Origin of the sequence: Bradyrhizobium australiense, assembly GCF_013114825.1 — a bacterium.
GTDB lineage: Bacteria > Pseudomonadota > Alphaproteobacteria > Rhizobiales > Xanthobacteraceae > Bradyrhizobium > Bradyrhizobium australiense.
In genome coordinates, this window is sequence record NZ_JAAVLX010000005.1 from 515488 (window position 1) to 537619 (window position 22132).

Genomic DNA, 22132 nt, shown 5'->3' on the forward strand with positions numbered 1-22132 from the left:
GGGCCGGAGGAGGCCGGTGTCAGGTGTACGGTTAGCCAAGTCACAGAAGCCTCCTTCGCCTTTGGCCCGCAGGTGTGAAGCCCATGCTTTCATAGAATGCGACCAACCTCTCGGCGCCGGGGCGGCCGGCCAGGGGAAGAGACACCTCGATCATGGGCCATCCCCGCGCTCGCGCCTCGCGGTCCACGGCCGCCAGAAGCCATCTCCCATGTTGAGCGGAGCGATAGCGCGGATCGACCCAGAGCTCCTGCAGGACGCCATAATGGCCTGAAGCCCTGACCGCGGAGACCTGGGAGACGACGGCAATGCCGATCACTTCGGCAGCCGGCACATTCTCCATTATCAAGGCGAAGCCGAGGCGCGAATCCATGGCCATTTGCCCAGCAATGCCGACCGCGGCCTGTAGCTCGAATTGCGGTCCCGGTCCTCCGAGCTCGGTGAGAAGTGCCTGCACACACTTAGCAATAGTGTCCCGATCCTGGAATCTCGCCAGGCGAACACGATGTGCGGAATTGGGTACTATTTCCTCGCTCGCATCATTATCTGCGCCATGGATCACCAGGGCATGATCCGGGTCGCCTGTTACGGCCTCGGCAATTGCACGGATCGGCTCGCGCGCCTTGAGGAGGATCTCGTCGAACTCCGCGTTGGGGTTGGACAACGCCACGATGGCGCCGCCGCAACCGATGCTCAGGTGCCGTCCCTGGCAGACGATAGTTCGGATGACGATGTTTAGGTCCACCTCCCCGCAGAGAGACAAATAGCCGATCGCCCCCGTGTAGACGCCCCTAGGTGCTTGTTCGAGCTCATCGATAATCTTTAAGGTGCGGATCTTGGGCGCCCCCGTGATCGATCCGCCCGGAAAGCACACAGAAATGCAGGGGATGATATCGTCTGGCGAGGCCAGTTCGCCACGGATGATGCTTACCAACTGGTGGACGGTTTTGTAGCTTTCGATGTGCATGAGGCTTGGCACATGAACGCTCCCGGTGCGGCAGATGCGGCCGAGGTCATTTCGCATCAGGTCCACGATCATGAGATTCTCCGCCCGGCTCTTTTCGTCCAGGCGCAATTCTTCTGCAATCCGCTCATCTTCCTCTGGGATTGCATGTCGAGCCGCGGTTCCCTTGATCGGTTTGGTCTCGACAATGAGGTTGCTGTGGATCCTCAGGAATCTCTCCGGGGAAGAGCTGGCAACACAGATATTTCCAAGCCTGAGGAAAGCGGAATATGGGGCCGGGTTTCTCCGTCTTAGGATCCGATAAAGACCGAGCGGGTCGATCCCTGTCTCAACGGTAATCTCGTTTGTCAGACAGACCTCGTAGGTCTCGCCGGCACGGATTTCAGAAAGGCATCGTTCGATGTTTTCCAAGTACCGGGCCCGCCTCTGACGAAGCTTGAACTGAAGCGGAGCGCTGTTTGCGGGAGACGATGGTGTGACACTGGGGGCCGGTTCGATGCGCTCGATGTCACGCTGGGTCTTGCTGACCCAGAGGGCGGCCTCCTCGGATACCGCCTCGGCTTCGGGGTAAAGCGCAACGATGTGGATGCGGTCATTCTCATGATCGAAGGCGAGGAATCTGGTGCAGAAGATAAAGCAGGCATCCGGATATTTCGAGGGTGGGGAACTGACGCCACAGGTCAGAGACTTCAGTTCGTAGCCGAAATAGCCTACGTGGCCGCCTTTAAAGGGAATATCGGGCACATCGCCTGGATCCCGCAGCTTGTGAGCGGCATGGTTATTGGCAAGAAGGTCGAAAATCGATCGGGAGACGGTTGTCGGAGAGCCTCGGTCGTCTCGCGCGATCCGGATTTCCTGCCGAGAAGCATCGTAGGACGCCAGATAGCTGCGTGATCCGCCAAGCTCTCCCATGAAGGACCAGCGTGACAGCCCGGACACGAGCCTACTGCTGTCCAGCCAGAAAGCAGGCTGCGTACCCCCGAAGAGGCGCACGAAAACGTCCTCAGCGCTTACCCTGCATGAGATCGTTGAACTTCTCGCCACATACGTGACCGTCTCGAAAAGAAAGTCGCGGAGGTGCGAGACGTCCTCGGTCATCAGGCCACCTCCAGGCCCGCAAGCGAGGCTTGGGTTGCCGACGGGGCGCATGCATCGGAGAGGAAGTTGACAAAGATCTCTCGTCCGTATTGGGAGCAGATGGATTCTGGATGAAACTGCACGCCGTAGTGGGGCCGCTGCCGATGGCGCAGCCCCATGATGATGCCATCCTCGCTCATGGCCGTGCATTCAAGGCATTGCGGAAGATCACCTGTCACTGTCAGAGAATGGTATCTCGTCACATTGAAAGAACGCGGCAGCCCCTTGAAAAGATCTGTTCCGGAGTTTGTGATGCTGCGGATCCGGCCGTGGAGCGGCTCCGGTGCTCGGGACACGGCTGCGCCATGGAAATGAGCAATGCATTGATGTCCCAGGCACACGCCCAAGACCGGAACGGCGCTGCCGGCCAGAACATCCATCGTCGAGCCGACATCCTTTGAAGTTTGGGGGTTTCCTGGTCCCGGCGAGAGAATAATGCGGTCATGAGGGATTTTGCGAATTTCCCTCCACGGCACAGTGTTATCCAAGACAATGGCTTCTTTACCATTTACCTCGCCAACCATCTGGGCGATGTTGAACGTAAAGGAATCGAAGTTGTCGATCAGGATCACCGATTGCTTAAAGCTTGTCTCGCTTGCTGCCATCTTCGTTCCCTGCTGCGAACGTTCTAATCCATTCTATGAGAGGACTAAGCTGCGCCGAAATGCGGCGGCGTGAAAGAATACTGATGTGGATGCTCTGCCTTCTTTGAATCTTCTTTGGCCAAGCTCTGCCTCATTCGGGCGGCTCACGAGTTGATCTGCCCGAGAGCTGCCACGATTGAGTCCACGATGTGCTCGCTTACGTCGGCGAAGTTGGAATCATGAGGTGCTGTCGGCAGCCCAGAGGGCGGACGATTGACAGGCCAATGCGCGAGGCCTTTGGGCCTGCGGCTGCGATCACACTGAACAGTTCATCTACCTCCAAGAGAAAAATATGCTGGATCGAGCCTGCGCACGCGGCATTTCTGCGACCGGCGAATCGGCGCACCAAGTTCGTTTGCGAGAGCGGACCCTTGGTTGATGTTACATGCCGAAGTCTTTGCATGTGATGCTCGCGCCACGTGGTGTTCGATCGGCCCAACGTTAACCAATGATTGCCGTGTCTTTCATTTGGATCAATCACTAGCGTTGGTAGTTGACTGCAGCGACGCATCAATCGCGTCGCCGATGGCCGACATGCGCACTGTGCCGACCTGACGCTGTGAAGAGGACCGGAGGTCATCATGCCATGCGAGCCCGACGGAGCGGGTGGTTCTCCAGGCGTGCCGTGATGCCTTACGACTGACGGGCCCTGCTGGGCGGACCCCGAGATGTGGTCTGCGAGACGGCCTGTTCCCCGCAATAGCGTGCCCGCGATCTTCTTGCCCGCGGCTGCGCCGCTCCTCGCGCAGCAACAAGATCGCCGCACGCCGTCCTCCGCATGCGCGGCGGCCTGACAGTGCGGGTCGGCCGCCCCGGGGCTCAAGACCGCCACAAGGCCGCGATGGTCGCCTGCTTGAACACAGCACAGGAGATCCACCATGTCCCAAATCGGCTCGTTCACCCGCAGCAACGATGGCACCTACACCGGCACCATCAAGACGCTTGCGATCGACGCCAAGGCGCGCGTCGTCCCCAGCGAGCCCGTCTCCACCAGCGACAAGGCGCCACACCTGCGCGTGATCGTCTCCGGGGTCGAGATCGGTACCGCTTTGGCGCCGGACCTCGAAGGACAACCGCACCTACTACTCGGTTAAGCTCGACGATCCGTCCTTCACCGCGCCCATCTACGCCAACCTCCTCGAAGGCAACGATGGCGACTTTGCGCTGATCTGGTCGCGCTGGCCGACACCGCGGTGCCTCGCAACAGGCGAGGCACCGCGGAGGGCAGCCCGTTATGCGGAGCGGAACAGCGACAAAAGACCTCGAAAACCGGGACTAACAGGCAACGACTCCGCATAATCCCACGCTACGCACGATCGGCATTAGCTCCCAAGATGCGGAAGTGCGGGCCTTCAGAGGGGTTCTCGACGCGGACCAGCTTGGCCTTGGCTTTAGAGCGAGGGGACGAATCGAGCCGGAAAAGCCGGTGCCATTCGAGGTGAAGGTGCCGATGGTCGCCATTATCGTATCTTGTTTTCACTTTCCCGGGCCGCGCCCATCGCGGCCCCGATGGCTGGCGGCAGACCGGAGGCGGTCGACTGGCACCCGAAGGGGCCGGCCACTATCGAGGGCGGCCAGGGTGCGACTTTCTTGTCCTGCGCGAGGAAATGATACGGAGCGTGGATGCTTACCATCCAAAAAATCAATTTTACCAATGTTGCGGAATGTTGCATTGGCAACAGCACTTGACCCAACCGATTACGTGACTGCTTCTATCGGCGACGCGGCTCGGCTAAGGAACGGCGTCGCGTTCGCGTCGAGGCGCCTGATGGAAGCAACAGGATGGCAGATCAAACTTGCGATGGAAATCATCGCCAAAACCAAGGAATACCCGCGGGCGGCGGCGAGATAACGATCGAGACGGAACTTACCTTGCGTGGCATCCAGTCGCCGGAGTTGACGACCTCATCTACGACCTGGAGCAGTCCAACTGCATGCAGATCGAGATGAACACGGATGATGCGTGGTCGACTCTTGAGCATATCGGCGACATGGTTGAAGCTGTCCACGGCTTGCTCGCTAAGAAGGCCTGAATGGAGAGGCGCGTCGTCATTACCGGAATGGGCGGGCTGTGCGGCTTAGGCACCTGCGCCGCCTCCAGCTGGAAAGAGATGCGCGAAGGCCGCTCCGCCATCGGCCCGATCGTCAATTCCGAGCTTTACGAGCTGAAGGTCAGGATCGGCGCCGACCTCAAGGCGCTATCGGAGCATGACATCGACCGCAAGCAGCCCGCCGATCTCGACGCCATGTCCAATGTGCTGCGCCAGCGCAAGGTGCGCGTGGCGCTGAACAACGTCTCTTCCTTCGGTGGCACGAACGGTTTTGGCATTCGGCCAAGCTAGCCAGGAGACTGTCGGTTCACCGTCTGGCGGGTTGAACGGCCGCATGGAGTCGCGCGTGGTGCGCGTCTTGCTTAACGAGAGAAAACACACGTAACAGCCAGCCTGCCTTTGGAATCACGCTGCAGGCTGTCGGATTTCCGACATTGCCGTCTTCAATCGGACACGGCTGGCATGAAAGGCTCGTCTGATGCCGTCGCCTCTCAACGCGCGACGGCTCGGTGTTCGAGTTCGTATGGGAAGGAGCGTCATGACCACCATCGCAACTGCGGCGACCGCGCGGGCGTCGCGAACTTGGTACAAAATCCTCTACGTGCAGGTGCTGATCGCGATTCTGATTGGCGTCGTCGTCGGTTGGCTGTGGCCGTCGCTCGCGACCAACGACTGGGTCAAGGCGCTCGGTGATGGCTTCATTAAGCTAATCAAGATGGTGATCGCGCCGATCATCTTCTGCACCGTAGTCTCGGGCATCGCGCACATCCAGGATGCGAAAAAGGTCGGCCGGGTAGGCCTCAAGGCGCTGGTCTATTTCGAGATCGTCTCCACCTTCGCCTTGGTGCTCGGCCTGGTCATGGGCAATCTTTTCCAGATCGGCCGCGGCCTTGCGGCCAAGCCCGATGCCGCGGCCGTCGCCAACTACGTGAAGCAGGCGGAAGCCTCGAAAAGCGTCGATTTCATCCTCAATATCATTCCCGACAGCGTGGTCGGCGCGCTGGCGCGCGGCGATATCCTGCAGGTGCTCTTGTTTGCAATCCTGTTCGGCTTCTCGCTGATGGCCCTGGGGGAGCGCGGCGAGAAGTTGCGCGTCATGATTGACGACACGGCGCACGCGGTGTTCGGCGTCATCGCCATTATCATGAAGGCAGCGCCGATCGGCGCGTTCGGCGCCATGGCCTTTACGGTCGGTAAGTTCGGACCGTCGGCGCTCGGCAATCTGATCGGTCTCATCGCGCTGTTCTATGCTACGGCCGCGCTGTTCGTGGTGGTCGTGCTCGGTGTGATCGCGCGCTTCGTTGGGTTTTCGATCTTCAAGTTTATCGCTTATATTAAAGACGAGCTCTTGCTTGTGCTCGGCACCTCGTCCTCTGAAAGCGCGCTGCCGCAGTTGCTTAAGAAGCTCGAGCGGCTGGGCTGCTCCAAGCCCGTGGTAGGTCTCGTGGTGCCAACCGGCTACTCCTTCAACCTCGATGGCACCAACATCTACATGACCTTGGCAACCCTGTTTATCGCTCAGGCGCTCGGGGTCAATCTCAGCTTCGGCCAGCAGCTGACCATTCTGGTCGTGGCGATGCTGACCTCGAAAGGCGCAAGCGGTATCACCGGCGCCGGCTTCATCACGCTCGCGGCGACACTTTCAGTGGTTAATCCGGCGCTGGTGCCGGGCATGGCAATCGTGTTCTCGATCGACAAATTCATGAGCGAGGTGCGCGCCCTTACAAATATCACCGGCAACGGTATTGCCGCAGTGTTCGTGTCCTGGTGGGAAGGCGAACTCGACCAGGCCACGCTGCATGCGCGGCTTAACCAGAAAATGGATCCCACCGACGTCGACACCTCAAGCACGACGGGGTAGGCGGCTGCATTTCTACTCCGTCATTCCAGGGCACGTCGAACTCGGATGCACCAGAATTCACGATTCTTAGTAGTGCAAGTCAGCAGCAGCCGACTTGGATTGGGAATCCGGAAATCTCTCGCCGCGACCTCTGGATTGCCGATTCGCTCGCTTTCGGCCCGGAATAAGATCTAAAAAGGCTGCCCGTGAGACGAGGGGAAGAGGCCCTCGGTTTCTCAGGCGCTTCTCATCAGTGCGGAGTATGAACGACAGCTTGAAAGTGGAAGCCCTCTATCCAACCTCGCGACGGCGAAGCGTTAGCGAAGTGCAGAGGCCATCGCACGGGCGCCTGAAGAAGCCGTGGAGCAAAGCCGCGGACGGAATAAAGCGTAATGAGGCTAGCTTAAATCGATTTGGGTCCCTAAATCAGGAGACCTCTGATTTTACCATGAGGGCTCGGCGTGAAGGCCAGCATGGATGGGCAAGCCTACTCTGAGGATATTCGGAAGCGGGTCGTTGTAGGTTGTTCCCGGCGGATTGTCCTGCAAATGCGGCGGCTAGACAGTTCGGTGTTGCCTTCAGCACGGCCGTTGGATGGTGCGATGGCGTCGGAGACCGGCAGCTTGGCGCCCGGCAGGATGGTAGGCCAGGGCCGAAGGCGATTTCCGGCGGACACCGAGTCTGGATTTTATTACCGATCAAGGGGATTTCACGTTGCGCGGCTTGGCTCGCCGAGCTCGCTGATGGCGGGAAGGCTGATTACCGTTCAGTGGGAGTTCGTCCAGCCGAGAAGCTCAGCTTCAAAAAAGGTGGTGGCTTGCGAACGCGATTGTCCGGACCTCGCCAGACGGCGAGCTCAGTGGATCAAATATGAAGATCTCCTTCGAACCTGAGCGCTTGGCCTTCAGCGACGAGATCTAGACCAGGACCGATATGGCGGCCTTGCGGGCGTGGGCGCGCCTGGCCAGAGGAGCCCCAGCAAGATTCCGCACGGCCGCCGGAACACCATAACCCTCCTGGCCGCATTGCACGACCGGATCGAGGCGCCATGTTTTCTCGAGGGCCCGAACGATGGCGAGTTTCCGCCTCTACGTCGAGAAAGCCCTCCTTCGACGCTTCGTCCCGGCGACATCTTAATCAAAAACAATCTCGGTAGCCATACAGGCAGAATCCGCCTCTTCAATTTCACATAAGTGCCGCTGTCGTGAATCCAGAGCCGATTTTTGGACATCGTGCGCCCGTCTTTGCTCCGTCTCCGTGCTGGATACTTTCGCAGATATGGCATGCTCGACCTCAGCCGCCAAAACACTCAAGTGATCCGCAAGCCTTGCGAACAGCTCTCGTTTTTCCACGCCAGTCGCCAGATCGCTGATCAATTTTCATTCGGCTGCATCAGTGCGGAGCTTTTTCAAGTGCTTCTGCAGGTCTTTCGTCGGTATGCCGTGGAGTGACCTATTCAGACCAATTAATCGGGGTGTACTTCAGCTCCCGCCGGTCCATTTCCGAACGAAGCAATTCAGCATAGGTGCGCAGATTGTTACCAACAAAACGGCAACGTCCGGCGTTCGCGCGACCGGCCAATACTTGCCGCCGCACACTTTCCCAAAGAGACAATAAGCTCTCATCTTTCGAGCTTGAAAAGTTCATCCGGACGCCCCAATTCTTGCGCGCAGATGCTACAGCCATCTCAAGGGCCGGAGCGTTCGTTTCGGACGTTCCCGCGCAGAAACCAAGTATCCGTTGCACATTAGCCACACGCGTTTTTCGGTCACCCGCGCTACGCCTATCACGTCGGTTTGAACAGAACAGCTGGGTTTTACAGCTTCTGCCTTTGCGTTCCACATGTTGCCAGCTACCCGCTGTGGCTCAGACTCATCAGTTGGCTGCGATCCCAGTTCGTGCCCAGGAAATAATTTGACGTGTAAGCGGTCGCGCAGTTCAAAGGAAGTGAGCGATGGAGGTGGCATATGTATTCGGCTCTTGTCGGGACTCTTATTTTTTTGAGCATCGGCATACTATTGGCCCACGCGATGGATGCTTTTCGTTCGGGTTCGTGAGAGCAATTCCCGATACGGACGATCCGCTCATGCAAACATGCTGCGCCAGCCTCAGTCTGACGACGGATCGCGCCCGGGTGAAGCGATCGAGTTCTCAGAGCGCCATCATTGCGGAGGTCCTCTCCCGTAAGCCTAGGCATGTCGACGGCGTTGCCCTTAGCCGCTCCGGAGAGCCGGCGGCGAGTTCGGCGATCCAAAAGGGGTCCAGAATTTCGGCGAACTGACTAAGGATCTGATCGCGCGGGGATCGTATCCTTCTCGCAAGTGCGCGCGAGGCTCAGATCAGACCCGATCAGGAAATCGCCGAGATAGGTGCCGTCTAGCTTCTAGTTGAACCGCCTCAGCCAATCCTTTCAAGGTCGACTAAGCACCTTTTAAGATTATCATTTGTTTAGGCTGAGAACCTTCTCGTCTCATCCTGCCGCGCTTGAAATGCGGCTCGACTGGTCCTGCACTCACCGCGCTCAAGTGTCTGCAGACCCTCGTGAGATCGCTCGACACATTCTCCGGGATAAAGTTATGCTTTGAGCGGCATCATTTTGGAAAAGAACGCCTTTGACGCTGTCTCCTCGCACCCGGAAGCCCCTCGAACTTGAGCTCCACGAGTGGGACCAGGCCTTCTTCCGTCCCTCCAACACCCTTCCCATGCTCTTGATCAGCGATCTGAACATCCTGGACTCGTCTCGACCGAAAAAGGCCATCTGCTACCTTCGCGCAGCTCTAGGAGTTGGCCTCGAGAAGTCCATCGTTCTTCCAATTGGGCGAATGGACGCCGTGCAGCGAACCGGTTGGTTTTGGCGGTGGCAGAGAAGGAAACCAAGGCAGGCGCACAGCACGGTTTGGTGGAATGGCAGTTCTCTCGGCGGCGCAGCCTTTCGCGAGAGGCTCTAGCGCCGACGACCGCGTTAGCCGCAGAAGACCGCTTGATGATTGAGAAGATGCAAGATGTAAGTCGTCATCACGGCTGCAAATAACAGAGATCGTCGTGACGGGCGCGGCTCAGACGCGATGATGAAGCCGAATAGATGAGATGCCGCACAAATCTGTGGTGTAGCGGGGTGCGAATTGCGGCGCTGGCTTGCGAGGTTCGCGAGATCGGGTGCTACTTGATGTATTCCGAACATTCGAAATGATCGATCAGAAACGCGCTTGTGAACACGACCATCCAGCCGACGAATGAGACTGTCACAGCCGTCACCGCGCGATAGCTTCCTCGGCCTGGCGGAAGCCACTACCAGATTAGCAGCATGAGGCTCGCAGCGCATAAGTCGTTTAATGCGCTTCGGCACTTATTGTGTCCAGGAGTCTTCGAAGCGCTTGCGCGTCATGACGTTGTGGTGCATGGCAAAGAGAGCCATCGAGCCCTTCTACGGCACGCGATTCGATGCACGTCTGCCCGCCCGTGTCGATCATCTTCGGCACGACTAGGCCGCTCGCGAAACCGATAGCACATAGAATTGTGATGAAGAAAGCGATGTCCCCGGCCGATCCGTAGAGAAAACTGACGATCCTTGAAAATCGAATTCCGGACGACTTGATGGTGGGGTGGGTTGGGGGCATGATCGACTCCGCTAAGCCAACACTGCCCCACGCAGGGCAATAAAGAACACCGAACTCACGGATCAAAGCCAAGAGGCACTTGGTTTGTCGATAACTCGATAATAGGTGTTTTTGAGGAAAAAATCGTCCGGAATCTGCTCAACAGGCCTCTCGATCCTGGTAGCTGAACGGTAGTCGAACGGTCGCGCTACGCTCCGACCATGCGGTCGTTCTTGTGAACGGGCTATCCAGCGCTTCGACCGAATTGCGCAACCAAGACGAAATTAAGGCGGTCTACCTAGGCGCTTGCCGCGAAGTGCCGTCAGCAAGAAGCCGCTGACGCCTGCCGTTGCCTGACTTTGATTGACAGAGGGGAAACTGGCCTGTCTACGGACAATCTAGCGCGCAGGATCGATCGAGACGTTTATTCTCGAACTATAGGCGGAGCAATCGACATGTTCTCGATGGTCTGCACTATGAAGCCGACGATCGGCGGTATGGCGATCCGCAGGGCTTGCGCTAGGACGACAGTGTTCATGGGGCCAGCGGGGTGGGGGCCAGCCGGGTCTCCTGTCAGAAAATTGTGAGATGAACGCCCTCATAGACCCGCATCGAGGCGAGCGGCGATATATTTTTCGATGCGGAGGCAATGATTTTAGAACGGGATAGGAGTGTCAGGTACCCTCGTACCCGCGACTGGACAGCAAAACTGATCGGAGTACCAGTTTGTGGTGCGGGAACCGCTTGGCGCGATGGCGAGCACTGGCAGTTTTAAGGCGCTCCGATAAGCAGCACCCACTGCAGCGCCCCACGAATGTTTCCATCGTCATAGATAGGAACACGCGTCGCCGGTCCACGGCCTTGGCTTTTCGACTCCGATCTACAGCATCGCTCGCCTCTAATCCTGTCGGGCAGGGAGAGGGGTTAGCAAGTTTTCGTTCGGTGACTCACAACATCAAACCGGCTTTTCTGGCAGCGCGAAGGGCGCAATTCGTGTCCAACACCTGACAGCAGCACAAAGCCCGTCAGGTTCAGAACACCGGCCGGCTTGGGCTCCGTGGAGTTTTTTCAAAGCGTAGTCAGGCGCTTAATGCGCGCTGACAATGGTGGCACGGCTGTTGCTGTTGAGATCCAGCAACACTGAGTCAGGGCTGAGTGCATCCAGAGCGCAAAACGAGCGATGCTCCTTCCTTTGAACCCGTGTGCCCCGTTCTAAGAGAGATAAGCTGGCGCAAAAAGTCGCGCAACGTTTGGCAAAGTTATGGAGAACAACATGGTGCTGCGCATGGAGTCCCCAGCTCCTCCGATCAAGGTGGAGAACTGGCTGCGTGGCCAGCCCCTCACGAGCTTCCAGCCCGGAAAAGTGTACATCGTCGAATTTTGGGCAACTTGGTGCAAACCGTGTGTGGCGGCGATGCCCCATCTGGTGCAGCTGCAAGATAAATACAAAGACGGCGGAGTTGAGGTCCTCGGAGTCGCAGCTTACGAACGAGCTCGAACGGCGGACGAGGCCCGAAGCAACTTGGACGCATGGTTGACCGAAAACTTCTCGAATCTCAACTACCGGATCGGATTCGACTACACAGGGAATATGAACAAGCTTTGGATGGATCCGAGCTTTTCTGTCGGGATTCCCACCTCGTTCGTCGTCGATCGTGACGGCCACATCGCCTTTATCGGTTTTCCGACGCAACTCCATGACGTTCTACCAAAAATTCTTAACGGCGGCTGGCGCACCAGCGATGAAGCTAGAGCCGCCGATACGGAGCGGATCGCCGAAGGCGAACGCACAATGCACGAAATGACGCGCAAGCGAGCGTTGACTGAGCCGATCTTCGCCAAACTTACGCCGGCGATGAAGGCGGAGGATTGGGCGAAGGCGCTTTCGGCGGTCGAAGAGGCCGTCGCTGTGATGCCGGACGACGTCAACTTCCGCGCGCTCCATGCGGATCTGTTGCTTCACAAAATGCGCGACTTGCAGACCGGCTTGCCAGTCATGCGCCAATTGGTTCGCGATGCGATCGATAAGAAATCCGAGCTGTGGATGGCCGGGGCGATGCGCCAACTCTTCGATCCGGCGAATGACAACTCCCACTTCCCGCCTGCCGAGCGCTTTGCGATGGGTAAGAACTTGTCTGAACACATCCTGGCACTGAATCCTCCGCAACGCGCCGAGGGCTCCAAGTTCCTGTCCTATGGGGCGGTCGCTCAATATTATTATGAGAGCGGCAACAAGGATCGCGCGATCGAGTTGGTCGAGGTGGCGCTGAAGTCGCTGGACCGTCCTGAGCCTATCCCCGACGAACTGAAACAGCAGGTTATGTCGCTGTTGGTCCAAGCGCTGGCCAACTACAAGGATGAGAAGGCTTGCCACGGCCCTCTTTGTGCGACTCCGCAAGACGGGTTTCCGAAAGAATCAAAGCGCAGGCGCCGGAAGAGAAAGCATGAAAAAGGATCGTAGTCGGAATTGCTCATTGGCCAATTCGTCCATTTCTCCGGCGGGCCACTAGCAACTAGAGATCATCGAGCACAGCGCTGGATCGTTTGCGCAGGTTCGAGTTCAAATTGCGATGACCTCCGGCCGGATCGAGGCGGACGTGATCTTGTAGGTGAAGCCGCGCCGTCATCCCATGACGCAAACACTCTGACGGTCTTAACGTCTACACGAAAATGTTGAACGACTCCTTCGTCACCAAAATGCATCCTTGCGTACAGCCATGGCGGCGGCCGGACTTACGCGAGCCATCACCATGCTTCTGCAGACGGGCGACGATGAACCACGCCGATCCGCATGCCTGGCTCACAGTAACTATCGAACGGATCGCGCAGGGCTGGCCGATGTCTCAGATCGATGCTCTCAGCTTGAGGAACCCTCAAAGCTTGAAACGCTTCAGCTACGCTTACGCAAAGAGGGGGAAATGGGCAGAAGATTTCGATCGCAGCCCCCAAACTCCGTGCATTATTGCGTCGCCTCGGACGGCCGCGCCAGGCATTCGGCACACCGCATCTGGATCAAAAGGGTCTTACGCCGCATGTGGCAGAAACTGCTGGCGCCATGATCGTTAAAGATGACAAACCACCCACCGCAATTGGCGTGGTGATCCCGTTCGTGTTCCGTCACTGGCTGAGGCAGCCCGTCCGCGTCGCGATCGTCCTCCTCGGCTTCTTAGGGGCAACGGTGGCCGACTTGTTCATGCCGGTCTATTCCGGCCATTTGGTCGACGCGCTGACATCAGGTCCGTCGGACCAAGCAGCACGGCAGGCGGCGTTCGTCGCCTTCGGCGGCATCCTCGCGCTTGGCCTGCTCTCGATCATATTCCGGTTGACAGGCTTGCAGGCGATCGTGCCGTTCACGCTGAAGACGATGTCGGATGTGGCGCGCGAGGCCTTCACGCGAGTGCAGCGGTTCTCGACTGACTGGCACGCCAACTCTTTCGCCGGCTCCACCGTGCGCAAGATCACGCGCGGCATGTGGGCCCTCGACCTGCTCAACAACACGATCCTGATGGCATTGTTGCCGTCGCTGGCGGTGCTCGTGGGCTCGATGATCCTGCTCGGTCTGCGTTGGCCGATCCTCGGCGGGGTGATCGGCCTCGGCGCGGTGATCTATGTCGCGATAACAATGGCATTCACGATCGGCTATATCGCGTCGGCGGCGCGCGTCTCCAATGCCTGGGACACCAAGCTCGGCGGCACGTTGGCGGACTCGCTCACCTGCAATGCCGTGGTGAAATCCTTCGGCGCGGAGGCGCGCGAGGATGCTCGGCTTACCGGTGTCGTCAGCCGCTGGCGGGCGAGGGTACTGCGCACCTGGTTGCGCAACAGCGCCACCAGCACAGTGCAGCTCATGATGCTGTTGTGCTTTCGCGGTTCCGTGATCGGCGGCGCCGTCCTGCTCTGGATAGCGGGGCGCGCCTCGCCGGGGGACGTCACCTACGTGCTGACGAGCTACTACATCATTCACGCCTATTTGCGCGACGTCGGCATGCACATCAACAATCTGCAACATTCGGTGAACGACATGGAGGAGCTTGTCACCATTCATAGCGAGCCGATCGGCATTGTCGATGCGCCTGACGCCCAGCCGATCGACATTCAGGGCGGAAGGATCACGTTCGAAGAAGTAATTTTCCTTTATGTCGGGCATCACGCGCCGCTCTACGACGGATTATCGATTGACATCCGAGCCGGCGAGCGGATCGGTCTGGTCGGCCGTTCCGGCTCCGGGAAGACCACGTTCGTCAAGCTGGTGCAGCGGCTCCATGACGTCTCTGGGGGCCGTATCCTGATCGATGGCCAGGATATCGCGAAAGCGACGCAGCAATCGCTGCGCAGCCAAATCGCGATCGTGCAACAGGAGCCGATTTTGTTTCACCGCTCGCTGGCGGAGAACATCGCCTATGGCCGGCCCGGCGCCAGCATGGCTGCGATCGAGCAGGCGGCACGGCTGGCAAATGCGCATAATTTCATCCTGCACCTGCCGAAGGGCTACGGCACGCTGGTGGGCGAACGAGGCGTCAAGCTGTCGGGCGGCGAGCGTCAGCGTGTCGCGCTCGCGCGCGCGTTTCTTGCGAACGCACCGGTCCTGATCCTGGACGAGGCGACCTCCAGCCTCGATTCGGAATCGGAGGCGCTGATCCAGCAGGCGATGGAGCGGCTGATGAAGGGACGCACCTCAATCGTGATCGCACACCGGTTGTCGACCGTGCGCAGCCTCGATCGCATCCTGGTGTTCGACCGCGGCGAGATCGTCGAGCAGGGCACCCACGCCGCGCTGATCGCGCGGCCGGGCGGCGTTTATCGCGGGCTGTTCGAGCGGCAGGCCACCGAGTTCGGTCAGGTCTCGGCGGCAGGCCAGACTAAAGCATGGCTGGCCGCATCCCCGCAGCGTTAGGGTTATTTACCTTGGCTGCAGCTGATTGGCATCGCGCCTGTCAGTCGTCCGGCCACGCTTCGATACTCACCGCGAAGGTGTAGGATTGTCTTGAGGGAGAGCATCTCTAAAGCGGGAATAGGGCGGCTGTCGGAAGGACAATCGGACATACCGGCCCTTCTTGCTGGCGAGTGTTATGACCAAAGCGAAAAGAGACTATGCCAGCCAAAAGGTGTTCGAGCGGCTTCAATCCTACCTCACGGCGCGGGAAAATACCGTGTGCTGGATCTGGAAATCGGGCGAGTTGCAATTTGGGACAACCGAGCGACTGAGCGTCACGCCGTCAAAGAATCCGGCGTTCGAGATCGCGTGGTGCGGCGCATCGCTATCGAGGCGATGTGCCGCTCAGTATCTTTGGTCGTGGCAACGTGGCGCGCACCAAGTGAAAGCCGCAGGCGGAAGGCTACCTAGCCTACCAAGGGAGGCCCCCCGGCTCTGCCGGGGAGGCAGCTATCGAGTCCGACAATACCGTCCGCTTCATCTTAAACAAAGAGCCCGCCTGGATGCTGGAATGGCATCTGGAAGCCTTCCGCATCTGGTTGACCATGACCAAGCCCACTTGGTCGCGGTCAATTATCGGAAGATCGGATACCAAAACATGCATTAACACGCGGCACGGTCGCTCCGGCGTGCGGGATTCTGCTGCCGGCCGTTCGGTAGAAAACGATCCATCATTTGTGGTCCGATGATCGTAGCTGACGACCACGTCATAGAAATGGAAGTATGGATTGCGGCAAACGCTGACCGGGAACTGCCGCATTCGGCAATCGTCCACTGTCCTGTTCAGATCGTGAGCAAGAAAGCCGGCCGCAGGTCGCCACCGGTAGTGGCCTGGCGCGCCGCTCACGCAATTGAATACAGCGGTGTCTGTTCCCGCGGGAGAACGGCTTCCGCGTTCCGGGCTTTGGTGGGGGCTGAAGAACCGGCAGATCGAGGCGGCCCATCGAGGCTTTCTTAGACGCCACAGGGCAGCGCGTAGGACCAGTAGGGCACGCAGGCTGGCCGGCACTTCGACCGAGAATAAACCGAATACCGATCAGGGGAGCTTTAGCAAGCTCCGATTGTCAAGCGACATCCGGATTTGACCCGGCGACGACATGAGGAAGTGACTCCGGTTGTTTTGCCGGAACTGAAGCAAGCCGCTCGCGACGCGCGCCCCTCATAGCGCTGCAGGGAGAGCGGCTTGTGTCACGATTTCTTCTCCGATTTGGTGTCTCGCGCGACGGGCTTCTGCAGCAGCCCGCTGCGCTTCTCCTGGCAAGCTGCGCAAAGACTGCGGTGGCTGTGGCGGATTGGACTGAACGGAATGCCCAGCCAGGATCGCTTCGCGGCCGAGCGCGACCGCCAAGTGTATCTTGCCAACGCCAAGCGAACCAGCGTCATAATGCCGGGTGTGTAGGATCGGAGATCGAGATCCTCTACCCGTTTCTTCCGCGATGCGGAGCGTCAGTCGTTGTTGTCGCCTGCAAGCGGCTCGGCGATGAGACGCATTTTGTTATCAGACAGCCTAATGCCACGTTAACGCTTCTGCCGGCATGGATGAGGGCTCCCGCAGCCGCTTCCTTCCGATTGATAGCTGATCCGGGGCTTCCGGTGGATCGTCTGCTGGAGGTGCGCGTTCTCGTTGATGCGGTCTTAGCCTTCCAGGGAATCATCCCATTCGCGAGGAGGCGGTCATGGCGGACGCATCACGTCATCAGGGGGATCTTTTCGAGAGCCCTCCAACATACAGCAGCATTCCGATCGAAGCCCACCAGCAAATGCTGGAGCCCTTAAAGGAGCTTCTGGCCGAAGCGCTCACCGACAGCGCGGCCGAGACACGCGACGTGAGCGGGGAGGACAGCGGTGAGCAAGATCACGCCTGAGCACCTTGCTCGCCAGGCCGTCGTCTACATTCGTCAGTCGACGGCCGACCAGGTTATCGACAACAAAGAGAGCCAGCGCCGCCAGTACGGCTTGGCCGATCGAGCGCGCCAGCTGGGCTGGAGCGAGGTGATCGTGATCGACGATGATCTCGGTCGCTCTGGTGGCGGCACCGCGCGTCCCGGGTTCGAAAAGCTACTCACTGGGATTTGCGAAGGGCGAGTTGGCGCTGTGTCGATCGAGGCCTCTAGGCTGGCCCGCAACGGCAGGGACTGGCATACGCTCCTGGAGTTCTGCGGGCTCGTTGGAACGCTGATCGTCGATGAGGATGGCGTCTACGATCCGCGCCACCCGAATGACCGCCTTCTGCTCGGCATGGAGGGCACAATGAGCGAGATGGAGCTGTCGATCTTTCGGCAGCGCTCGCTTGAGGCCTTAAAGAAGGCGCGCAGGGGTGAGCTCTTCCTCAACGTTGCCATCGGCTGATCAAAGTCTCCCACGGTCAGATCGAAGGGTCCTAATCGACGCATTCAGGGGGCGCTCGACTCGTGTTCGCCAAGTTCGCCGAGATGCAGACGCTGCGCCAGGTCCACCTATGGTTACGGCAAGAGCGAATCGCCTTGCCTGCAGTCAGCGGTGGACCCGAAGGGCCGTCACGTCGAGTGGAAGTTACCAGTCTGCAACACGATACGCCACATCCTGACCAATCCGATCTATGCTGGCACGTACGCCTTCGGGCGTTCTGGCAGTCGGGTGACGATCGAGGCCGACCGCAAGAGAATCGTGCGGGGCTTCCGCCGGGAGCGCAGCAACTGGGAGGTTTTGATCAAGGACCACCATGAGAGCTACATTATATGGGCGGAGTTCGAGAGGAATCAGCGTTTGATCACCGATAACGCCAATGGGAAGAGCTTCATGAGTCGTGGCTCGGTTCCGCTGCGGTGAGGCCCTTCTTGCGGGGCTCTTTCGTTGCGGTCACTGCGGTCGTAAACTTCACGTTGCCTACAGCGGCACGCACAGCAAGGTCGGGCGCTACCATTGCCGCGGCAGCCGGATCGATCATGGCGGAGAGCCATGCATCTCATTCGGCGGCCTGCGTGTGGATGCCGCAATCAGCGCCGAAGTCATCGCACGCCTGCAGCCGCTCAGAGTCCAGGCTGCGCTGTCTGCCATGGAGGACCGCGACCGGGAGCACGCCGAGAAGCTGAGTCAACTTGAACTTGCTCTTGCAAGCGCGCTATGACAACTTGGGGTCGTCGGCGATATGAGGCTGTCGATCCTGACAATCGCCTGGTCGCCGGCGAGCTGGAGCGACGTTGGAATGAACGCCTGCTGGCCGCCCGCGCGCTCGAGGAAGAGCGCGGTGCACTGTTGGCCAAGCCGGAGCGTCCTCTCTGAGCGAGGTAGATCGCGAGCGGTTGCTCGCGCTTGGCTCCGATTTGGAGCGGGCCTGGAACAGTCCTGCCGCGATGCCTGCCACGCGCAAGCGGATCATCCGAACCTTAGTCCATGAAGTCGTTGTACGCGTCGGCGATGCGGCAATTGAGCTTGTGATCCACTGGCAGGGCGGCGATCACACAGCGCTAAAGACCAGAAAAAACCGCACGGGCCAACATCGCTGGAGCACATCCGCAGATGTGATCGATCTCGTGCGTGTTCTGGCACGCCAGATGCCCGACGGCACGATCGCGGCGGTCCTCAACCGAGCTGGCAAGTCGACGCGGCGGGGTAACAGCTGGACCCGCGCCCGCGTTCGCCACTTGCGCAACCAGCAAGCTATCGCGCCCTATCGGGAAGGCGAACGCATGGAAAGAGGAAAAATCACTCTGGACGAAGCCGCTGCTGTGTTGAAGGTCAGCCCATCGACGGTTCGCCGCCTGATCGCGGAGCGAAGCTTGCCCGCGCACCAGCTGTGCAAGGGCGCACCCTGGGTGATAAAGGCGCCTGACCTGGAGCACCCCGAGGTCAGGAACGCCGCGCGGCGTGTCCGGCGCCCGTCGTCTGGCGATCTGCGCCAAAAAAGCTTGAACTATGATGGGCATGGCGAGGTAGGCAGTATGAATCGGACTCGGGTGGCCCAAGCAGCAGCACGTTCTCGCCGTTGGCAATCTAGCGAGCGCCGGCAAGCTCGCGTACCTGCTTGGGATCTATCGACGGCTGGGCCGAGAAGTCGAAGCCGGGAAAGATCGCGAGCGAACGGGAAGCGAGCTAGTTTGAGGGACATCTCGATGCGCCGCTCGTCCTTGCGGGCGATCTCGCGCTCGTACAGCAGCATCACGAGGCGGGCGGCAATTTGAGAAGTTTGAGCCTGATCCTAACGTACTCGGCGCTGGCGAGATCGCGAGGTTTCGGCATCTTCTCACGTACGATGAGCACAAGCCAATAGGCGGCGGTGAGGAGGACTAGGCGGACCAGGACCAAGCGGCAACTGGTATACTGGAATGAGTTGGCTCTTGTACAGCTCGATCCATTTCTCGCTCTCGCTTGCGCAATAGAGGCTGTCATAGATCCATTGAGTCGAACCGCCGCTGCGCAGTACCGTGATTGCCGCAATCCTGCGACTTGCGGTGATCGCCGTGCGCTTTCACATCGTCAAGGCGTTTCTGGGAAGAATCGACCCGCGATGCCGACGCGACGATCGGACCCGCTGCAAAGCTCCTTTTCGTTGGTGCGAGCTTCTTTCTCCGTTTGAGGCGTTGAGACGCTCCGTGCCGACGATCGCCTTCTCAGCGGCTCGATGCTCCGACAAAATTGCCTGATAATTTGCCGCAAGTTTGCGGCGACGCTTAATCCAGCACTTTTCGTTCTTGGCGTCCGCTCGCTCATCAGCGCGTTGTACACCGCGCGGATATGCCCGCGCACGTCCTCATCCGATAACGCACATCGACGCGCCAGATTTTCGCGCCATGACGCTGATCTCTATTGACTCAAACGAAATCGTGGGTGATTGGCGGGCGGCCAGCTCGTCGGACTGGATCGGCGACGTCATCTGCTGCAAGCCGCGGCCGATCGGCCCCGCTAACGCTCAGGAATGCTCCGCCGCCGCTGATTGCTGCTACTTGCCACCATCAAATATCGAGACCAATATTCCTCACCAGAGTAGGTAGGTTTCGATCCATTATTGATGCTGTACCATCAGTAAGTAGCTCGCCGTACCGGCTAGGACGCAGCTCATCTCATCACGATGGCAAGGTGCAGCAATCACAAGCGTAGTCAATCCGCTGCATTTTACAGGACAGGTCATGAAATTCATCGAAGGGACGCGCGTCGTTACCGAGGGTGAACTGCAAGCCAACAACATCACGCATTATCATGTCACAAAATTCTATCGCGAACAGATTACCGACGGTGGTTACTACGACCAGCTCAAATACATTGTGGAGCCCTCAGTTAAGGAGTTCGAGAGTCCCGGCAGTTTGGATACGAGCGGCGAGCACGACAACACGGTCGTGCCCGGACTCCAGCACAAGTACGCCCAGACCGGGTTGTTGCTGGTAACGGACCGTTGCGCTTCATATTGCCGTTATTGCTTTCGCAAACGCATTGTCGGCAAGGATTCCGAAGAAATCGCACCTGATTTCGCTCAGGTTGCGCAATATATTGGCCGCCATCCTGAGATGACGAACGTGCTGCTATCGGGAGGCGACCCGTTCGTGCTCAGCACCGCCAAGCTCAATAAGATTCTTGATCATCTGTTGCCGATCGCACATTTGGATTCAATTCGATTCGGCACAAAAATGATGGCCTATGAGCCCAAGCGGTTTAAGGATTCCGCTCTACCGGCTTTGTTCCGACGAATCCATGAATCGGGTAAGACCGCAATAATCGTTACTCATTTCGATCACATCGGTGAAATTTCAGTCGATGCGGAGCGCAAAATTCGCTCTTTGCGCGCACAGGGCGTGCAATTCCTCAACCAGTCCGTCCTTCTCGCGAAGGTCAACGATGATCCCGAGATCTTGGCGGCGACCTTCGCCAAATGTCACCAAGTCGGAGTGCGCCCGTATTATCTTTTTCAGGGCAGGCCGGTAAAGGGCGCATCGCACTTTCAGGTTCCACTGCGCCGGGGATTAGAGATTACGCGCGGCATCAACCAACGTCTCAGCGGCATCCAAAAAACATTCAAATACATCATGTCTCATTACACCGGAAAGATCGAGATCCTCGACCTGAGAGACGATGGCCGCGTGTATATGCGATATCATCAAAACAAGGTTCCCGAAAAGATCGGAAAGATCTTTTCCCGGCCGCACGTCGAGGCTGCCTGCTGGTTGGACGATTTGCCCGAAGGATGAGAAAGGGCACGGAATACGGATTACCGACTCACAGCGCGTGGAGCGGCAGTGTCCCGAGGCGGTGGCGGCTTTCTCGCTCGCCACGGAACGGGGCTGGAATTCCTCCGTGCCGGCAGGAACGCGATTAACGCGGCGGTGGCCTGGCCAGGACACTTTGCATGTGCGAGCCGAGTGCATGGCCGCTGGGGCGCAAATCGTACTGCTCGTCCGTTTCGCGGACGGTCAAATGCCGTCCATCGGTGGAGGCGCGGCCGATCCTCAGGCTGGCCGCGTTTGCGGCCACCGCAAAGGCTTGGCCTTGATCGGCCCGAGCACCGCGGCATGCTGGCGTGGAACGGGACTGCATTCCTGGCTGGCACTTGCCGTCAGCCGCGACGGGCGATCTGGTGGCGAAGCGTGACGCGTTCCTGCCGAGCTGAGGCGCTCGCGCGCTGGTTTTTGGCCGCCGCGGTTTCCATTGCGACACGAACTGTTCGTAGTTTCGCTCTGCGTGGGCGGCAATCAACATCTCGCGGTCGCGCAGCGCCTTGATGTTGTAGGCATAGGCTGGTCCGCGCTGGCAGCCCTTCTGTTGCGGATGTCCGGCTTGAAGTTGCATCGCGCAGGTCTTGTTGGCGACTAGCGCCGGGCGCGTCCACAGGTAGTCCTCGCACTTGGCTACCAAATGCCAGCAGAGCACAGTGAGCTTGAGAGCCACGGCCACCGCGGCAATCTGATGGCCGCGCCGGGCGCGGATGCGCACGAAAAAGACGTGCAGTGGTGGACCGGGCCGCCTTGGCCGCTGCCCACGCCGCCTCGACCGGCATGGCGCG

At 59.0% G+C, this 22132-nt stretch carries 15 protein-coding genes and 6 pseudogenes; 14 read left to right on the forward strand and 7 right to left on the reverse strand.

What is annotated here, in order from left to right; all coding sequences use genetic code 11:
* Positions 1-40: 40 nt before the first annotated feature.
* Together pabB and HCN58_RS18615 are read right to left on the reverse strand one after the other, a co-directional pair.
* Positions 41-2059, reverse strand: coding sequence for an aminodeoxychorismate synthase component I (gene pabB, locus HCN58_RS18610; RefSeq protein WP_171580818.1), 2019 nt, complete (start codon positions 2057-2059; stop codon positions 41-43).
* On the reverse strand, positions 2059-2703 hold the full coding sequence (locus HCN58_RS18615) for an anthranilate synthase component II (RefSeq protein WP_171580819.1): 645 nt from the start codon (positions 2701-2703) through the stop codon (positions 2059-2061). Before HCN58_RS18615 ends, pabB begins: the two co-directional genes overlap by 1 nt.
* 917 nt (positions 2704-3620) lie before the next feature.
* Between HCN58_RS18615 and HCN58_RS18620 the strand changes: the two are divergent.
* Positions 3621-3921: pseudogene (locus tag HCN58_RS18620) on the forward strand (DUF736 domain-containing protein); the annotation flags it as partial.
* 136 nt (positions 3922-4057) lie between these two features.
* Here HCN58_RS18620 and HCN58_RS37125 read toward each other — a convergent pair.
* A pseudogene (locus HCN58_RS37125) lies at positions 4058-4203 on the reverse strand (DUF736 family protein); the annotation flags it as partial.
* A gap of 211 nt (positions 4204-4414) precedes the next feature.
* Between HCN58_RS37125 and HCN58_RS18625 the strand changes: the two are divergent.
* From HCN58_RS18625 to HCN58_RS18645, 4 genes and pseudogenes are all read left to right on the forward strand, one after another.
* Positions 4415-4594, forward strand: a complete 180-nt coding sequence (locus HCN58_RS18625) for a hypothetical protein (protein WP_171580412.1) — start codon at positions 4415-4417, stop codon at positions 4592-4594.
* Between the two features lie 181 nt (positions 4595-4775).
* Positions 4776-4977: pseudogene (locus HCN58_RS18635) on the forward strand (beta-ketoacyl synthase N-terminal-like domain-containing protein); the annotation flags it as partial.
* 354 nt (positions 4978-5331) lie between these two features.
* Positions 5332-6654, forward strand: a complete 1323-nt coding sequence (dctA, locus tag HCN58_RS18640; protein ID WP_171580821.1) for a C4-dicarboxylate transporter DctA — start codon at positions 5332-5334, stop codon at positions 6652-6654.
* A 1262-nt stretch (positions 6655-7916) separates the two neighbouring features.
* Positions 7917-8084: a hypothetical protein gene (locus HCN58_RS18645; protein WP_171580822.1), complete on the forward strand. Its 168-nt coding sequence runs from the start codon at positions 7917-7919 to the stop codon at positions 8082-8084.
* 1 nt (position 8085) lies between these two features.
* On the opposite strand, the gene HCN58_RS18650 is transcribed toward HCN58_RS18645, so the two are convergent.
* Positions 8086-8388 carry a hypothetical protein gene (locus HCN58_RS18650; RefSeq protein WP_171580823.1) on the reverse strand — a complete coding sequence of 101 codons (303 nt, stop codon included), beginning with the start codon at positions 8386-8388 and terminating at the stop codon, positions 8086-8088.
* Between the two features lie 3114 nt (positions 8389-11502).
* Between HCN58_RS18650 and HCN58_RS18655 the strand changes: the two genes are divergently transcribed.
* From HCN58_RS18655 to HCN58_RS37810, 8 genes and pseudogenes are all read left to right on the forward strand, one after another.
* Positions 11503-12690, forward strand: coding sequence for a TlpA disulfide reductase family protein (locus HCN58_RS18655; protein WP_171580824.1), 1188 nt, complete (start codon positions 11503-11505; stop codon positions 12688-12690).
* A 594-nt stretch (positions 12691-13284) separates the two neighbouring features.
* Positions 13285-15123: an ABC transporter ATP-binding protein gene (locus HCN58_RS18660; protein ID WP_171580825.1), complete on the forward strand. Its 1839-nt coding sequence runs from the start codon at positions 13285-13287 to the stop codon at positions 15121-15123.
* Positions 15124-16838: 1715 nt separating this feature from the next.
* The gene (locus HCN58_RS18670; RefSeq protein WP_171580827.1) at positions 16839-17027 is read left to right on the forward strand and encodes a hypothetical protein; all 189 of its coding nucleotides are present in this window, start codon (positions 16839-16841) and stop codon (positions 17025-17027) included.
* The gene (locus HCN58_RS35950; RefSeq protein WP_311966831.1) at positions 17008-17511 is read left to right on the forward strand and encodes a recombinase family protein; all 504 of its coding nucleotides are present in this window, start codon (positions 17008-17010) and stop codon (positions 17509-17511) included. The genes HCN58_RS18670 and HCN58_RS35950 overlap by 20 nt, the downstream gene beginning before the upstream one ends.
* Positions 17512-17661: 150 nt before the next feature.
* Entirely contained in the window at positions 17662-17970 is a 309-nt protein-coding gene (locus HCN58_RS35955) for a recombinase family protein (RefSeq protein ID WP_311966832.1), read from the forward strand.
* On the forward strand, positions 17948-18268 hold the full coding sequence (locus HCN58_RS35325; RefSeq protein ID WP_210266044.1) for a recombinase zinc ribbon domain-containing protein: 321 nt from the start codon (positions 17948-17950) through the stop codon (positions 18266-18268). Before HCN58_RS35955 ends, HCN58_RS35325 begins: the two co-directional genes overlap by 23 nt.
* Positions 18265-18423 carry a hypothetical protein gene (locus HCN58_RS35330; RefSeq protein WP_210266045.1) on the forward strand — a complete coding sequence of 53 codons (159 nt, stop codon included), beginning with the start codon at positions 18265-18267 and terminating at the stop codon, positions 18421-18423. Before HCN58_RS35325 ends, HCN58_RS35330 begins: the two co-directional genes overlap by 4 nt.
* Before the next feature lie 407 nt (positions 18424-18830).
* A pseudogene (locus tag HCN58_RS37810) lies at positions 18831-18920 on the forward strand (helix-turn-helix domain-containing protein); the annotation flags it as partial.
* A gap of 217 nt (positions 18921-19137) precedes the next feature.
* Here the strand turns inward: HCN58_RS37810 and HCN58_RS37815 are convergent.
* Both HCN58_RS37815 and HCN58_RS35970 read right to left on the reverse strand, forming a co-directional pair.
* Positions 19138-19297: pseudogene (locus HCN58_RS37815) on the reverse strand (ATP-binding protein); the annotation flags it as partial.
* A gap of 17 nt (positions 19298-19314) precedes the next feature.
* Positions 19315-19549 (reverse strand): annotated as a pseudogene (locus HCN58_RS35970) (transposase); the annotation flags it as partial.
* Between the two features lie 718 nt (positions 19550-20267).
* Between HCN58_RS35970 and HCN58_RS18680 the strand changes: the two are divergent.
* Positions 20268-21320: a KamA family radical SAM protein gene (locus tag HCN58_RS18680; RefSeq protein WP_171580828.1), complete on the forward strand. Its 1053-nt coding sequence runs from the start codon at positions 20268-20270 to the stop codon at positions 21318-21320.
* A 124-nt stretch (positions 21321-21444) separates the two neighbouring features.
* On the opposite strand, the gene HCN58_RS35340 is transcribed toward HCN58_RS18680, so the two are convergent.
* Positions 21445-22062, reverse strand: coding sequence for a hypothetical protein (locus tag HCN58_RS35340; protein ID WP_210266046.1), 618 nt, complete (start codon positions 22060-22062; stop codon positions 21445-21447).
* Positions 22063-22132 lie beyond the last annotated feature (70 nt).